The following is a 16,675-nucleotide window of genomic DNA, read 5'->3' as shown; positions in this document are numbered from 1 at the left end:
CGGAAGAGGGGGCCGTGGGCAATCTTGGCGAGTTTCATCCAGGTCTCAACGGCAACAACCGGGCAGGTGCGTTCAGACGAACCCCGGCCGATCTCAACTTCACGCCATCCGGTCTTGCCACGCAGCGTAACGACAATGCCTTGATCAAGGATTTCAATCCAGCCGCGGCCATCATCCGTCTGGTCACGCCCGACGTCCAGGGCCACGATCTCGGAGCGGCGCAGGCCGCCGGCAAAGCCGATGAGCAGCATGGCGCGGTCACGCAAACCTCTGAGCGTGCCGCGGTCCAGCGTTTCCAGCATGGCAATCAGCTCTTCAGGCAGCAGCGCTTCTTTTTGACGTGGCGGTGCTGCATGGCTGTTGCGAATACCGGCCAGAACGGTGGCGATATGGCGGTCCTTGCGATCCAGATGCAGGCTGCGTTGGGTATAGTTCCACGAGAGCGATGAAAGCCGCCGCTCGATTGTCGAGACAGCCGCGCCTTTCTGTCCCGCAGCCCCTGACCCAGAGGCCAGTGCCGTGATATAAAGGCCCACTGTCTGCACATTCGGGGGCAGGGGAGACAGTCCCTGACGCCGGCACCAGGCGGTAAAATGCTTCCAGTCTGAGGCGTAAGCCCGGCGCGTATTGGCCGAAGAGGCCGCATCCACGTAACCGCGCGCACGGTCGACCAGGGGTGCCAGGCGGGCAGGGGTGTGTTCCGCGGCGTCTGTGGACAGGCCGGCATCGTTTGAATGTTCCGCTTCCACCGCGCTGAGAGACGGCGCAGCGTGCGGATCGATGTCATTTTCGGGCATTTGCGGCCTCTGAGCGTGGGTTTTCCCTATAATGTACAATATGAACGATAATGCAATCTTATCGGGCTTTTTATGCTGGTTACATCTCGTGCGGAAACATGCGCAAACTGTGATATAAACTGCGCACGTGTTTTATGCTTTCCAGCATGAACTCGCGTCAGATTTAATCCCGCGCAGCAAACTTGCCGGCACTGCATCTGCCCCGCTGGTCTCTACATTTCTACAGCCGCCGCCACCTAGACCATCAATTCCCGCATCAAACCTCGATTATAGGAATCCATCGCGAGTACGGCGTGAAATAGATCTATTGAAATTGGCCTATCTTCGTAAGAAATCACCGTGATGAATACGGCGGCAAAAAGGAATGTTTGACGTTCGCTGGGAGTGATTAGCCGCAAGAGTCGGCATTGTGTTCTTTTTCGCGAATGTCCCCAGCCGCTTCACTGAAGACTATGAGCTTGACCGAATGGGTATCCAACGCATGCTTCCACAGCCTCGATTGCTTCTTTGGTGCCGTCTAAGGAGTAGTCAAAAAACGTAACATTATTCTCGTCGAGGTAGATTGAGAGCACTAAGCTTCTCCACCGTCGAAGGCCTTCAACAAAATCTTCGGACAAATAATTCCAGGTGAGCACGTCGCCAACCTCAGTAGCGAAGACACTTGACTGCCCGGTCCATGTTTTTGCCCCAAGTTTAATTTGTGTCTTGTAGGTCCCTTCTGGAATAAGGCCTTTCTTGAAACGAAAGCCGACGAACTCATCATCAGCGCTGGACGAAACGGTTATCCGCCCGTCGATCCGGTAAGCGCCGCAACCGTCTTTATCTTCCCAGCCGTCCCAATCGGGATTGTCGAAGTGAAAACCTTCCTGCTTTGCGGGGGAAGCGGAAACTGAAGCCAGCGCCAAGAATGCCGAAAGAAAATACTTAGTTTTATTGCGCACGCGAGCATCTCACAATATGCCAGCTGTTTTAGGTAAGTAGAAATTCTCTTTTGCTCGAAAGTCAATATGGGTTATCAGTCTTCGAATATATCACTTTTGCTCAGGTGAGCTTAGTCCTTGTCGACAAAGTGCGGTAGCCAAATTTTTACGGCTGCCAATGACAGGAATGCCTCGATTGATTTTCTGGTCTTGTGGTACCGGGTTGCTGTGCGACGGAACCCCTTCCTGTGCTCGGCGGACACTTCAATCGCCCTGGAGTCGAGGCGCTTTATCTTTGGCAAGCGCCCCAAACAGCGCTCACCCTCTTGATAGGGCTTCCAATGACAAATGGAGACCGGCGACCAGAGCCAATCTAACCGCAAATCTTGCAGTATCATTCGTTTTCGCTGAAATGCTGCTCACATAGCCGTGAGAGTTCCGCAAGCGGCGGCCAATCAGCCATTTCTTCACGGAAAATAATTCCTGAACGGATCATGCGGCCTGCAAACTCCACAGGCAGAGAGACAATCTTCGGAAGGTTCGCGCCCTTGACAGCCGCTTCCGGCAATATGCAGAGGTAATCACCCTTTTGCAGCAGGCCAATTACGGAAACAAAGGATTCCGATCTTATCCTTATGTCGGGCGCCCTTCCAAGGCGCTCTATCGCTCCATGCACCGTTTGAAGCTCATATACCGGGTCCGTGCTGTAGACAATCCACGGGTATTCAAGGAGCCGATCGGCATTGATTGGCTTGTTATTGGCCGCTCCATCAAAAATGGGATGGTCTTCGCGTGCAACCACCCGGTCATAGACGGTTGTGAATTGCCTCGTGATAAGCCGCTTATCGTGACTGGAAGGCAATTCAATTCCACCAAACACGGCATCGACACGTCCTTCAACAATATCCTCAACTGTCGATTTTATGACGCCGCTTCCCACTTCAATCGAGAGTCCGGGGAAGCTTTTTTGCAAGGCAGTGATGATGTCCGGTAGAACCACCGCTCGCCACAATGGGCCGGCACGAAGATGCAGAGTGCCGGTGGTTTGCTGCACGGGCCGGGTTAGATTTTTCTCTGCCAACTCCCACTGGCGGGTCAGCCGACTGACCTCGGAAATAACCCGCGCTCCAAAATCTGTTGCTTGCACACCGCGCGAGTGACGGGTAAGCAGGCTGTCGCCAAAGTATTTTTCCAGCTGTGCAATTGAACGCGTCAAAGCCGGCTGGGTGATATGCAGGCGAGCGGCCGCCCGACGCATGCTCCCTTCTTCCACAACAGTGCGCAAACGCATGAGATGCGTCATCTGATCAAGCATTAGTGATTACCTATTCTTATCGCGGAGGAGATTAATTGAATTATCTCCGAATAGCACATTTGACTAGAGTTAATTTGCAAGCTTCGGCGATTGGAGGTCGTCGTTGAAAGGGAGGAAAAATGTCGAACAGAATTTATGCCGGCTTAAGTCGCCGCACGCTCTTGGGATCTGCGGCCTATCTCGGACTGGCGATGGCTGCGGGACGCGCCTTTTCGCAAGCGTTTGGAGACGGTGGCGGTCTTCCGCCAGCCGATGGTTCTTTGCGGTGGCTCGACTCTGGCGGCCAAAAAGGTGTTTTTATAAAAGAGTACCTTACCAAATACGGTGAAGCCAGGGGTATCGAGGTTGTTTATGACGGCCTGCCCTGGAAAGAAATAGCATCCGTGCTTCCGCTCGGCATCCGCAACGGCTCAGCACCGGACACGTTTAACCTTCCCATCGGAATGGAACCTTCGGTGGCAATTTCTGAAGGTTGGCTCCAGCCCATAGACGATCTCATTCCTGATTTCGACAATTGGAAAAAGGCTTATCCGAATGGATCTTTTGTTGAGGGCATCAATGTCTTTGGCGGCAAGACCTATGGTTTTCCGTTCTCTACGGAGCGCCGCTTCAACAACGCCCTTCTCTTCAATCAGGATATGATGAATGAAGCCGGCTACGATCATATCAATGCAGACCGTGCTCTCACGTTCGATGAGATGCGGGAGGCAGCACGCAAGATTACCGAAAACTCGGGCGGTCGCTCATTCGGCTTTATCATAGGTGGTGCACAGGAGCCACGCTGGGGCAACACGGCCACGATGTTGGCTCAGCGGGGCGGTGCCACCGTCGGAAGCAGCGGCTTGCTAGAAGGCATGGACCTCAAGACAGGTGAATTCGCTTTTGACCATGATGCCTATGTCGCCGGGGTTGAGCTTCTGCTGGCTATGAACTCTGATCGGTCGGTGTTTCCCGGATCATTGACCATCATCGCGCCCCAGGCCCGCGAATTCATCACCCAGGGTGCTGCGGGAATGATTATTCAGGGCCCGTGGAATATTCCGATCTGGGAGGAAAAGACACCGAATTTCAACTTTGGCGTCTCCCCGGGACCCGCCCCCGACGAAGCATCTCTCGACAATCCGGTCTGGGTCATGCAACTGCCGAATTCAACGAACATGATGTGGCTGAACGCCAAGGCCAACAATGCGCAATATGCCGGAGATTTCTTCCATTGGCTGGGCTCACTCGAGGGGCAGTTGGCTTATGCCAACGTGGCAAGCTGTGCAGACCCCGCGATCTTTCCAGAGACGATCAAGCTGGCACAGCTGAGTGAACGCGCCGTCACCATGCTTCAAATGGCCGAAAAACGGGTACGCATTGCGCCGAACCCGTTTGTGCGCAACCCCGAGCTTTCAAAAGTGGCAGCCGCCTATGTCGATCCGACGCCCAATCTGGCGCAGGCGGTGCAGGGTCTGTTTGCGGGGCAGCTCACCGATGTCAAGGCGACGCTGAAAAAGGCATCCGATGCTCGCAACAAGGCGCTTGACGAAGCCATCGCAAAGGCAAAATCCGACGGCGCAAATGTCAGCCGTGACGATTTTGCGTTTGCGGCGTGGGAAGAAACGAGGGACTTCGGTCCCGAGGACTACGCAAAGCAGTGAGGGAAGGCGCAGTCACAAAGGTACCTCCCACCAGGACTGCGGGCCCGCTCGGGATTTTGAACCCGGGCGGGTACCTCCCTGAACGTCCGGAGTAAAAAAGGTCAAATCATCCATGGCGGTCAATCATGAAGTCGCTGCGAGCGTGAAGCTGACGAGAACCGACAGGCTCGCTGCAAGAATTTGGAAATCCAGGCTGGATTATGCCTTTCTCATTCCGGGTCTGCTGGTATTCGGTGCTTTCATATTTTGGCCTATGATCGCCTCCTTCTACTATTCTGCGCTCAACTGGACAGGCTTTGGCGAGAACGCTGAGTTTGTCGGGCTGGCGAATTACCGGGAATTGTTGCAGGACGAATTCTTCTATGCGGCCTTCCGGCGCTCATTTGCTTTCATGCTTGCTACAGTGCCGCTGCAGATGATCCTCGGCCTGATTCTGGCCATTGTCCTGAACAACAAGCTGCTTCGCCTTTCAACCCTGTTCAGGGCGATGATATTCCTGCCGGTGGTCTCTCCGGTTGCAGTTATAGCCATCGTGATGGTGCTCATGTTGAGCCCCTTTAACGGCCCGATAAACGGGTTTCTGCTGGACGCGCATCTGGTGGACCGCGCCGTCGATTTTTTGGGATCGCCACAGATAGCCCTTTGGACACTCGCCGGCATTTTCGTATGGAAATGGACCGGTATTACGCTCATTTATTGGCTTGCTGCTCTGCAGACTGTTCCTGCAGAACTCTATGAAGCAGCCAAGCTCGATGACGTTAAGACGCGGCAGGTGATCTGGCATATCGTGTTGCCGATGATAGCTCCATTCGCAGTGGTTATCGGACTCATTTCTGCAATTGCGGCGCTCAACGTGTTCCCATTAATCCAGGCAACGACACAGGGCGGTCCATTCTTCTCAACCGAGGTGATGGAGGTCTACATCTTCCGCACAGCTTTTGCGCCTGCCTCGGGCCAGTTCCCACGCCTTGGATATGCGTCTGCTGCGGGTGTCCTCTTTGGTCTTTCCATCATGGTTCTTACAATCTTTCAGGCGATCGCGGTGCGGCGGACCCGCCGCAAGGAGGCAGAAGATGTCTGATACGGCGGTAGCCTCTTCGCGATCGCAAAAGGTTTTCCTGACGCCGCGACGCAAGCGTCAGATCACATCCATCATTCTGGCGGGCATTTGCGCGGTCTGGGTCTACCCCCTGATCTGGATGATCGCAGCATCGTTCAAGCCGAATTCGGAACTCTTTTCCAATCAGAGCATGATACCGATTGACCCGACTTTGGAGAATTATATTCGTGCATGGACTGAAGCCAACCTGCAGCGCTATTTCTTCAATACATTGTTCGTCACGGTCGGGTCTGTGGTCATTACCACCTTGGCTGCGGCACTTGCAGGCTATGTGCTTGGGCGCCGTGCTTTCCCGGGAAAGTGGGTTTTGATGGGGTTGATGGTCTTCACCCTGTTTATCCCGCAAGGATACACCATTATCCCCATCTTTCAGCTTCTGACCAACCTGGGCATCGGGCAGTCCCTTTGGGGTCTCATGCTGGCCACCTGCGGGCATAACATTGTTATTTTCATGCTCTTGTTCGCTGGCTATTTCACCCAGATACCCAAAGAACTGGAAGAGGCAAGCCGGATGGACGGCGTCGGCCCGGTCAAGACATTCTGGTATGTCATGCTGCCCTTGGCGAAACCGATCGTCGTGACTGTGGTGGTCATGCAGGCCTTGATGGCTTGGAACGACTTTTTGCTGCCATTGGTCATCACGCTCGCCAACCCCGCGATGCGAACGCTCAGCGTCGGCATCTACTCCTTCAAGGGAGAGCACTTTGTCGATTGGGGTGGCATGACGGCATCCTCGACGATTGCGATTGTCCCGATCGTCCTCCTGTTTTTATTCCTGCAACGCTATTTCATCGACGGCCTCGCCGGTGCGGTAAAAGGCTGATCCGGAGACTGCCATGTCTGGTGTAACCCTTAGAAATGTAAAGAAGAACTTTGGCTCGGTTGAGGTCATACGAGATGTGGATATCACCATTGAGGAGGGTGAGTTCTGCGTGTTTGTTGGCCCGTCCGGCTGCGGGAAATCGACCCTCCTGAGAATGATCGCAGGCTTGGAAGAGACGACCTCTGGCACGATTGAAATCGGCGGGCGTATCGTCAACGACCTGAACCCCAGCCAGCGAGGAACGGCTATGGTGTTCCAGACCTATGCTCTCTATCCACACATGACGGTAGAACGCAATATGGGCTTTGGCCTGCTCATGAATGGGGTGTCCAAGAGCCTTGTGAAGGAGAAGGTGGCGAAAGCAGCCCGCATTCTCCAGATCGAAAAGCTGCTGGATCGAAAGCCCAAACAGCTTTCCGGTGGTCAGCGCCAGCGGGTGGCGATTGGAAGAGCCATTGTGCGAGATCCAGAGGTATTCCTGTTCGACGAACCTCTATCGAATCTTGACGCGGAACTGCGTGTCGCAACCCGGCTCGAGATTGCAAAACTGCACAGCCAGCTCCGGGGTGCCACGATGGTTTATGTGACGCATGACCAGGTCGAAGCCATGACGCTTGCCGACAAGATCGTCGTTCTGAGAGACGGCCGCGTCGAGCAGGTCGGTGCGCCTATGGACCTCTATAACAATCCCGCCAATGTCTTTGTCGCCGGCTTTATCGGTTCGCCAAAAATGAACTTTGTCGATGTCAACCACGGTCAGCTGCCGGACGGTCGCGTGCTTCGGCTCGATGGCCCCAACGCCGCTTCCGTTGCGACGATCGGCTTTCGGTCGGACAGTTTAAAGCCGGCCGATCAGGGGAATGGCATGATTTCCGCGAAAGTGTCGGTCGTGGAGAGGCTTGGAGATGCAGAATATGTCCATTTCCAGACCCCTTGGGAGCAAGAGCTTGTCGCCCGCTTTCCGCCGGAAGCTGAAGTGGGACTAGACGCAACATTCGAGTTCGAATTGTCGGGCAAGATACATTTCTTTGATGCTAACGGCCGCGCGCTTGCAAATGTCATGCTGGCCAGTGGCGCTGTAGCAAAACCTGTGTGAGTGGAGTTAAGCCAATATGCGGCCAAACATAATTTTTATTCTTTCTGATGACCATGCCGCCCGGGCAATCAGTGCTTATGGCGCGGGATTGAACCAAACACCAAACCTTGATCGCCTGGCGAAGGAAGGCATTCGCCACGACGCCTGCTACGTGACCAATTCGATTTGCACGCCTTCGCGTGCTGCCATCCTCACTGGCACCCACAATCACGTGAACTGCGTCACCACCCTGGATACGCATTTGGATAACCGTTGGCCAAACGTCGCCAAGACTCTTCAGCAAAATGGCTACAAGACTGCGATTTTTGGCAAGTGGCACCTGGGTGAGGGCAAGGCTCACGAACCGGCGGGTTTCGATGAATGGGCCGTCGTTCCGGGGCAGGGCGACTACTGGGATCCCGCGTTTATTACCGCTCAGGGTCGCAAGCGTATCGCTGGCTACGCAACCGATATCATTACTGACATGTCGCTCGACTTCATCGGACGGAACAGCGATGGCGAGGAACCGTTCTTTCTGATGTGCCATCATAAGGCGCCGCACCGCAACTTCCAGCCGCACCCGAAATGGGAGCACCTTTGGGAAAGCCAGGATTTACCGCTTCCAGAAAGCTTCAACGACACATACGAGAATAGGGCAAAGGCTGCGGAAGCCGCCAAAATGCGCGTGCGCTCGGACATGAACTGGGAAGATCTGGGTCTCGTTCAGCCCGAGGGTCCGAGCGACGTCGCCGGTGAATTGATGGTTGACGGTTGGTGGGTTCGCAAAGTTCCCGAACTTCGCGCCGGAGAAAGCATCACGGTCGTTGACGCGAAAACCGGTGAGAACTTTACCTTCGACGATCCGCAGGCATTCGCGGAATTCAAATATCAGCGTTACATGAAGCGATACTTGCGGACCGTGCAGTCGATCGACGAAAATATCGGGCGGCTGCTTGATTACCTCGATGAGAACGGTCTCGCGGAGAATACGCTCGTGATCTACTCCTCCGATCAAGGCTTCTTCCTCGGCGAGCATGGGTGGTTCGATAAGCGTTTCATGTACGAGGAAAGTCTGCAAATGCCTTTTCTCGCACGCTTGCCGGGATCAATCCCCGCCGGCGTGACGAGCAGAGACATTTGCTGCAACGTGGATTTTGCCCCAACCTTCCTTGACTATGCCGGTGTCGCAAAGCCGTCCTACATGCAAGGCTGCAGCATGAGACCAGTTCTTGAAATGCAGACTCCGAATGACTGGGAACAGCTCGCCTATCATCGCTACTGGATGCACAATGACGTCATTCATGGTGCCTGGGCCCACTATGGGGTGCGCGATCAGCGCTACAAGCTGATCTATTGGTACAACGAAGATCTCGGTCAAGTAGGCGCGCGCGCGAATGGCGCGCCGCCTGAATGGGAGCTTTTTGATTGCGAGCTGGATCCATTCGAGCTGACGAATGTTGCCGACAAGCCTGAGTACAGCGAAATCTTCAAAACCCTTCTGAGTAAGTTGGATCGCAAGATGGCGGAGATCGGGGATATCCCTCGCCACGATAGTCAGGCGATCCTGAAGGCCAGGCAAGAGAAAGCGGCATAGGCCGGAATAAAAACAGCGCTGGACGCACTTTCGGCAAGTGCTCCAACGCATTCGCGGCGGCGGTTAGAGTGATCCTTGATCCCCGCCCGCCGTCGCGAGCCAGTTTCCGGGCCTCAAGACGCTTGCTGAAACGGCTTCCGAATCCTGCGCTTTGACGACAAAATGGGACTTACGATGCGCCTGATCTTCCTCCTCATGGATTCACTGAACCGCAGCGCCCTGGGTGCGTATAACGGCACGATTGAAACACCGAACTTTGATCGGCTTGAAGCCCGTTCAGTTACGTTTGACCGGCACTATGTCGGAAGCCTGCCTTGTATACCGGCCCGACGAGATATCCAGACTGGAAGGGCGAGCTTTTTCCATCGCTCATGGGGGCCGATGGAGCCCTACGATCAGAGTGTCTGCCAGCTTCTTCGACAGTCAGGTGTCTATAGCCACCTCATCACCGATCACTTCCATTATTTCCAGAACGGTGGCAGCGGCTATCATACCCAATATGACAGCTGGGACTTTGTCCGTGGCCAGGAATACGACACCTGGAAAGCCATTGTTCAACCGCCGCTCGACAGGTTTGCATCAGAATATGATCAACGTCATTACGATGCAGGCAAGAAGAAGATGCGCGTTCAACACATGGTCAATCGTCTCTACGAAAAGACGAGGACGACTTTCCAACGCCGCGCTGTTTTGCATCTGCATTCGAATTTCTTCAGGCCAACAAGGACGCAGACAATTGGATGCTGCAATTGGAACTATTTGACCCTCATGAGCCATTCCATGCTCCAAAGCGCTTTCGCCGCAAGGGTGATAGCACCTGGGAAGGTGGCGTTCTCAATTGGCCGGACTATGTGCCCGTGAACGAAACAGAAGAAGAAATTGCTGAAATTCGTGCGTGCTACGCGTCCCAAATCCGGATGCTGGACGAGTACGTTGGTCGTCTCCTCGACATCATGGACCAAGAAGAGATGTGGGACAATACGGCCATCATCATGTCCACCGACCATGGCTTTCTGCTTGGTGAGCATGGGTGGTGGGGCAAAAGCCGGATGCCCTATTACGAGGAAATGTCACACATTCCGCTGATGATTTGCCACCCCGGTTACAAAAACTCGGCCGGCCGGCGATCACAAGCCCTGACGCAAACAATTGATTTAATGCCGACCATTCTCGATATCTTCGGCATTAAAGCTGGAAAGCACGTGACAGGACAGTCGCTTCTGTCGCTGATGAACGCAGATACCGCATCCTTTGAAGACCGCATCGTTGCCTTCGGGCTTTTTGCAGGACCGATTGGTGTCACTGATGGCCGCTATGTGATGTTGCACTATCCACCGGATGTTCTTGGAGAGGGGCTATTCGAGTACACGCTTATGCCGCAACATATGGTGCGACCGTTTGCGCCCAAAGAGCTTGCAACAGCAAAGCTCGTCAAGCCTTTTGGTTTTACAGATGGGATTCCTTTGTTGCGAATGGATGCAAGGCGTGACGCTGCACGTCCACCCAACCTAGGCGGATCATTCATGGAGCAGGGCTTCCGGCTTTACGATCTGAAAAGCGATCCTGAGCAGCGTACGCCCATCCGTAATCAGGCAGTTGAAGCTCGGCTTTATCAGGGCCTTAGAGACTATATGGAAACGCATGAGGCACCTGGTGAAGCCTATGTCTGGCACGGTCTGTGAGACCAAAGTGCGGGGCATTTCCAGCCGAAGCGTGTTCGCTTCGGCGCCGGAGAATGCTGCAAAAAAGGTGAATAGATCTTTCTCATGCAATCCGCTTTTCAGCGGAACGTTACATCGAGCGTGGATGCAGGCATGTTTATGCTGGCTTCTGCCCGGATGTCGGTGGCTGAAAAGCCGGCCGATATGGTGAAGCTTCCGTCTTCTAACCGCCAAAGGCGCTCGGTCACGTCGAAAAAGGCGAAGGCGCGCAGCGGCAGGTCGAAGGTCAGTTTCCGGCTCTCGCCGGGCGCAAGCCGCACCTTGGCAAAGTGTTTCAGTTCCCGCACCGGTCTGGGGATGCTCGCCTCGTCGTCGCCCGCATAGATTTGTACCACGGTGGAGCCAGCACGTTCACCCGTATTGGCAACGCTGACGCGGGCCGTTGCACCATGCTCTGCGCGCGTGACCTCGAGCGCTCCCATCTCGAATGTCGTGTATGAAAGACCATGGCCGAATGGGTAGAGCGGCTCAATCCCGAGCTTTTCATAGTGGCGATAGCCGATGAACACCCCTTCGCGATAGCGCACCTTGCCATCGAGGCCGGGATAATGTTCGGGGTCCTGGCTGAAAGTCGGGTTGTCGCGCCAGCTCCGCGGGAATGTCTGTGGCAGCCTTCCACCCGGCTCGGCGTCGCCGAAAAGCACATCGGCAATGGCATTGCCGGCTTCTTGGCCCGGATACCAGGCCTGAAGGATCGCGGCGACACGATCCGCCCACGGCATCTCCACCGGTCCGCCTGTTTGCAGAACAACCACCGTATGTGGATTGGCGGCCGCCACGGCCGCGATCAAATCATCCTGCCGTCCGGGAAGCGTTATGCCTTGAAGGTCACTGCCTTCGGTGTCCCATTCGCCTGAGCGGCCCACAAAGACGATGGCTGTCTCCGCATTGCGGGCGGCTTCTGCTGCGGCCTCAATATCGGCGTCACCAAGCGGTCGGCCAATACCGGCTCGAAGGGCTGAAAGGTGAAGCGCTGCCCCATCCTGGCGGGCAAACTCGATGACGATTGAGTAGGTGCGTCCGGATTCCAGTTCGATTTCACCCACCACTTCGTCGCAACCTTCTTCAAAGAAGGTGTGGCCACGCGTCCATCCGTTCCAGGCATCTGCTACCAGCTTGCCGTCGACAAACATTTTCGACAGCCCGGCTGAGTGGATGCCGAGGCGGTGTCGCCCGGTGTGTTCGGGCGTAAACGTGCCGGTCAGACGGGCGGAGAAATTGTCGGAATCGACCCTACCGTCGGCGACCGGCGGTATCCAGAATGTGTTTGCTTCACGTAGCATGTCGACATGCACTGGCTCGCCCGAAAGCGTCTTGTTGGCAAAGAATTCAGCTCGGATGTCGCCCTTCCAGACCGGTTCCCAGCGATGGTTGGTGCAACCTTCTGCGTAGGACAGCCGGCTCTCGCTCAAACGGTCTACGAGTGCCTGCCAGGGCGATATCGCATAATGGGGGTTGAGCTGTGCTGAACCGCCGCCCATGATCCTGGCGATCTTCGCGTTGGGGCCGATCACGGCGATCTTTGCGCTTGATGGTGTAAGCGGCAGGACACCGTTATTTTTTAGCAGGACTGCCGCTTCGGCACCCGCACGCCTTATAAGAGCGCGGTGGGCGGGGCGGTCTTCCGACCGCTCGACAAACGGGCCGCGGTCGGAAAGCGAACCGGTACGGTGCATCAATCGCAGCACGTCGAGTACTCGTGTGCGAAGTGTTTCCTGCGAGACCTCGCCGGTTTCGACAGCCTCGATCAATCGCTCTCCGCGGGTGCGGGCGGGGCCTGGCATTTCAAGATTGAGCCCTGCATTGACACTCGGAGCGGCGGAGTGGGTTCCGAACCAGTCGGACATGACCACGCCGTCGAACCCCCAATCCTTGCGCAACACGTCGGTCAGCAGCCAACCGTTTTCCGAGGCGTAAGTCCCGTTCAGGCGATTGTAGGACGACATCACAGACCAGACGCCGGCCTTTTTAACAGCGTCCTCGAAGGGCCGCAGATAAACTTCACGCAACGTACGTTCGTCGATCTGCGAACTCATTGTGGTGCGCTCGATTTCGGATTCGTTGCCCGCAAAGTGTTTGATGGTTGAGGCTACGTTTCGGCTCTGCAATCCCTCAATGTAGCCGACTGCGAGCGCTGCGGTCAGTTCGGGGTCTTCGGAGTAACATTCAAAATTGCGGCCATTGGTAACCGAGCGATGGATATTGACGGTTGGCGCCAAAGAAACATGTGCGCCCTTCGATTTGACCTCTTCCGCGATCGCGGCACCGATTTCGCGTGCCAGCTCTGGATCGAAGCTTGCGCCGATGGCAATCCCCACCGGAAAAGCGGCCGATTTTGCGCCGCCAACGAGCGAGCCGGAGCCCCGTGCGCCATTCGGGCCGTCCGTCACGCGCAGCTTTCCGATACCCAACCGCTCGATAGCGGGCAACGACCAGAAATCCTCCCCGGAAAGCAGTGATACCTTTTCTCTGAGGGTCATCTGATCGACCAGCGATTCGAGGTCAATTGCTTGCACGTTCATTACACTCTCTCCCAAGGTTTCCGCACCGGCCTTTTTCGCCGGCAATCCTCCTGGATTTCGGTTCGGTTACCGTCCGCAAGAGGGTGTTTGTCGTCCTGGTAGCCAAACGCCCTGCTCCGCTCACGAGATGGATGACTGACCGCAAAATCGGGTGGAGAACATGGCTGCGCGCGCAGCGGAAATATGCCGGGAAAGTCATCTGAACCAACGCCGCCCGGTGTTCCCGGCAAAGCGCGTTCAACCTCCCACATATGATCCAGACTCCTCCGTCTTTCTCAAATGCCTAGCATTGTCGATATAGCCTCGAGAAATACCAAAATTCGTCGCAGCGATAATGCAGGTTAATACCTCTTGTTGATCGAAACGAGTGAACGCCGTCGTCTCGCCAAGTTGCTTGCGGCAACTTGGCATCTCATGGGTCGAGAAAAAAGAAAAGTTTATCACTGGCACTACTAAATGCATTTCTGCTTATTTGTCGTCGATGATAATTGAGAGACCAGCATCTGTCGGAGGACAGATAAAAGGGAGGTTTTTATCATGCGTTTTCGCTTTATAACGGCTGCGGCCGCGCTTCTTTCAACCGTTGTCTTCGCCCCGGTTTACGCCGAGGTTCGAAATGATGCCGATACGCTTGCTCTTGCGGCGCGTATCGACAACAACAGCTTTGACCGTGCCGAACTGATGTTGGGCAACCAACTTCAATATTGGCAGCCGGTCTTCGACACACTCCTGGTCGAGACACCGGAAGGCGAGATCGTACCGAACCTCGCCACCGAATGGAGCTACAACGACGACAACACGGTTTTGACGCTGAAGCTGCGCGACGGTGTAAAATTCACGGACGGCACGCCGTTCAACGCCGAGGCAGTCAAGGCAAATCTGGAATATTTAGCCGCAGGCAATGGCCAGAACGCGTACATGGCGCGCGGTATATCGTCCTTTGAGATCGTCTCCGACAACGAAATCAAGCTGCATCTCAAGGCACCCGATCCCGCCCTGGTCAATAATTTCGCCGTTGCGGCAGGCGCGATGGCCAGCCCTGCATCACTCGGCAAAGCGGGTTCCGACGTCGTCCCTGTCGGCAGCGGAGCCTATATCTATGACACTGAAGATTCGGTGGAGGGGAGCCAGTACGTCTATCATCGCAATCCGGATTATTGGAATGCCGAGGCTTACCCGTTTGATACAGTCACCATTACGCCAATGACGGACACGGTGGCCCGGATGAATGCGATCACTGCAGGCCAGGTGGATGGTACCGTCGCGGACACCCGCGCTGTCGCCCAGGCCAAAGCCATTGGGCTTCAAGTTCACACCAAAGACGTGAATTGGGCCGGTATTATTCTGGCTGATCGTGCCGGCAAGATCGTACCTGCACTGGGCGATGTCCGGGTACGGCAGGCCATCAACATGGCCTTTGACAAGGCATCCATCCTGAAGTTCGTTGATCAGGGTTTTGGTCACCTGAGCGACCAGATTTTCCCGAAATCGAGCCAAGCCTATGATCCGGATCTGGACAGCTACTACCCTTACGATCCGGAAAAAGCCCGCTCGCTTCTAAAGGAGGCTGGCTATGAAGACGGCTTCGAGATTATCTTCCCGGAAATCAAACCTTTTGCCGCCTTTTACCCGATCATCACGCAGCAGCTTGCCGACATCGGTATCACGGCTACGTTCGAAAGTCTGCCGCCGGGAAGCTCGATTCCCGTTATCCGCTCGGGCAAGTATGCGGCTTATGTCTTTACCTTCGGCGCACATGATGCGTGGACGGATATCCAGCAGCACATTACGCCCGATGCCGGTTGGAACGCCTTGAAGTACAGCGACGACAAGCTGAATGAGATGATCAAGACCGCGCAGTTCTTAAGCGGCGAGGACTATGCTGCCGAACTCAGAAAGATCAATCGCTACATCGTCGAGAATGCATTCTTTGCACCTTGGTACCGTCAGGATACGATCTATCTGACAAATGCAGAAACGAACGCAGAAATGCAGACTACAAACACTGTTCCCTTCATCAGGAACTACAGCAAGGCCAATTAAGCTTCAGCTCTTCACGTCAGTCTTTCGGCCCGCCACAAAGGTGGGCCGTTTTCGTTTGAGCATCGTCAGAGCAAGGAAGTCGATGCATCCGTGTTTTCGAGATACTTCCGGCAGAGTTCAACAAAATTGATCATCAGCGGCCAATCCGAAAGCTCTCGCCGGTGAATCAGGCCCAACGGAATATGTTTGCGCCGAAGGTCGATCGGAACAGGCACCAGCCGGGGATTAGCCGTTGAAGAAATGGCAAGGTCAGAAAGGACGCAAAGGGTGTCGCTGTGCTGCAGCGTTGTCAGTACCGTCATAAGGTCTGAACTTTTCATCCAGACATCCGGCTCGCGCCCGAAACGCTTCGAGATCGACCGGTCAGAATCGTCAGCATAAAGAGCCAGTTCGGAATAGATAATCCAGGGATAGTCGAGAATGTAACGTTCAGCACGAGGACCTTCCTTCTTGAGACATTCGAAGATCGGGTGGTTCTCACGGGCTGTAATGTGGATGTTGATGGTGATGAAATCGTGGCTCAGAAGTTGCGGTTGCTGCCGCCTGTCAATTCGGGTTCCACCGAAAACAGCATCGAGTTTGCCCTCATTCAAGTCGGCGATCACGCGATTTTCCAGAAGCGGCGTGATTTCGATCAGCATTTCGGGATGAAGCTTGCGCATTTCTTCGAATACAGGGGTCAGCAGACCGGATCGCCAGGTCGGCCCAAGGCCAAGCCTGAGGGAAACCTGACGTTGCTCGGCGTCTGCATTCAATTCGCGTTCTGAAATTTCGAGATACCGGTTCAGCCGCAACGTGTTGTTCAGCACCCGCTCACCAAATGGCGTTGGCCTTACGCCACGGGCGTGCCGCTCCAGAAGCTGCCGCCCGAAGCTTTCTTCGAGAATGGCGATCGAACGTGACAGCGCGGGTTGCGTCAGGTTCAGCCTGGCTGCAGCGCTATGCATGCTGCCTTCTTCTACGATGGCCTGGAACCTGAACAAATGTGTGAATTTGTCGAGCACGGGAGCTATTAACTTTGTTTATCTCTCAGTCGCCTTTTTTCATTTTTTCTAGCGCTGCGCAATTGATATATGTCGCGCGGCTTTAAATTGGGAGAAAG

Annotated in this window: 13 protein-coding genes; 8 read left to right on the top strand and 5 right to left on the bottom strand. The window is 55.0% G+C overall.

The window, feature by feature from the left end:
- From NHF56_RS20165 to NHF56_RS20155, 3 genes are all read right to left on the bottom strand, one after another.
- On the bottom strand, positions 1-797 hold a 797-nt coding region (locus tag NHF56_RS20165), incomplete at its 3' end, for an integrase (RefSeq protein ID WP_252807969.1).
- Positions 798-1,237: 440 nt separating this feature from the next.
- Positions 1,238-1,738 carry a hypothetical protein gene (locus NHF56_RS20160; RefSeq protein WP_252807967.1) on the bottom strand — a complete coding sequence of 167 codons (501 nt, stop codon included), beginning with the start codon at positions 1,736-1,738 and terminating at the stop codon, positions 1,238-1,240.
- A 373-nt stretch (positions 1,739-2,111) separates the two neighbouring features.
- Positions 2,112-3,032, bottom strand: a complete 921-nt coding sequence (locus NHF56_RS20155) for a LysR family transcriptional regulator (protein ID WP_252807965.1) — start codon at positions 3,030-3,032, stop codon at positions 2,112-2,114.
- A 119-nt stretch (positions 3,033-3,151) separates the two neighbouring features.
- Here NHF56_RS20155 and NHF56_RS20150 point away from each other — a divergent pair, with 119 nt between their 5' ends.
- From NHF56_RS20150 to NHF56_RS20960, 7 genes are all read left to right on the top strand, one after another.
- Positions 3,152-4,675, top strand: a complete 1,524-nt coding sequence (locus NHF56_RS20150; RefSeq protein WP_252807963.1) for an ABC transporter substrate-binding protein — start codon at positions 3,152-3,154, stop codon at positions 4,673-4,675.
- A gap of 112 nt (positions 4,676-4,787) precedes the next feature.
- Complete coding sequence (locus tag NHF56_RS20145; protein WP_252807961.1) at positions 4,788-5,756, top strand: carbohydrate ABC transporter permease; 969 nt, start codon at positions 4,788-4,790, stop codon at positions 5,754-5,756.
- Positions 5,749-6,618 carry a carbohydrate ABC transporter permease gene (locus NHF56_RS20140; RefSeq protein WP_252807959.1) on the top strand — a complete coding sequence of 290 codons (870 nt, stop codon included), beginning with the start codon at positions 5,749-5,751 and terminating at the stop codon, positions 6,616-6,618. Before NHF56_RS20145 ends, NHF56_RS20140 begins: the two co-directional genes overlap by 8 nt.
- A 13-nt stretch (positions 6,619-6,631) precedes the next feature.
- Complete coding sequence (locus tag NHF56_RS20135) at positions 6,632-7,714, top strand: ABC transporter ATP-binding protein (RefSeq protein WP_252807956.1); 1,083 nt, start codon at positions 6,632-6,634, stop codon at positions 7,712-7,714.
- A 16-nt stretch (positions 7,715-7,730) separates the two neighbouring features.
- Positions 7,731-9,287, top strand: coding sequence for a sulfatase (locus tag NHF56_RS20130; RefSeq protein WP_252807954.1), 1,557 nt, complete (start codon positions 7,731-7,733; stop codon positions 9,285-9,287).
- 174 nt (positions 9,288-9,461) lie between these two features.
- The gene (locus tag NHF56_RS20965) at positions 9,462-10,148 is read left to right on the top strand and encodes a sulfatase-like hydrolase/transferase (protein WP_306431202.1); all 687 of its coding nucleotides are present in this window, start codon (positions 9,462-9,464) and stop codon (positions 10,146-10,148) included.
- Positions 10,037-10,969 (top strand): sulfatase, encoded by a 933-nt coding sequence (locus NHF56_RS20960; protein WP_373456350.1) that lies wholly within the window; start codon positions 10,037-10,039, stop codon positions 10,967-10,969. Before NHF56_RS20965 ends, NHF56_RS20960 begins: the two co-directional genes overlap by 112 nt.
- A gap of 98 nt (positions 10,970-11,067) precedes the next feature.
- Here the strand turns inward: NHF56_RS20960 and NHF56_RS20120 are convergent, their stop codons facing one another.
- Complete coding sequence (locus tag NHF56_RS20120; protein WP_252807952.1) at positions 11,068-13,530, bottom strand: glycoside hydrolase family 3 protein; 2,463 nt, start codon at positions 13,528-13,530, stop codon at positions 11,068-11,070.
- Between the two features lie 537 nt (positions 13,531-14,067).
- Between NHF56_RS20120 and NHF56_RS20115 the strand changes: the two genes are divergently transcribed.
- The gene (locus tag NHF56_RS20115; protein ID WP_252807950.1) at positions 14,068-15,573 is read left to right on the top strand and encodes an ABC transporter substrate-binding protein; all 1,506 of its coding nucleotides are present in this window, start codon (positions 14,068-14,070) and stop codon (positions 15,571-15,573) included.
- Positions 15,574-15,638: 65 nt separating this feature from the next.
- Here the strand turns inward: NHF56_RS20115 and NHF56_RS20110 are convergent, their stop codons facing one another.
- Entirely contained in the window at positions 15,639-16,577 is a 939-nt protein-coding gene (locus NHF56_RS20110; RefSeq protein WP_373456349.1) for a LysR family transcriptional regulator, read from the bottom strand.
- Positions 16,578-16,675 lie beyond the last annotated feature (98 nt).

Source organism: Rhizobium sp. L1K21, assembly GCF_024055895.1.
Taxonomy (GTDB): Bacteria; Pseudomonadota; Alphaproteobacteria; order Rhizobiales; family Rhizobiaceae; genus Ensifer_A.
This window is presented reverse-complemented; position numbering and strand designations above follow the sequence as displayed.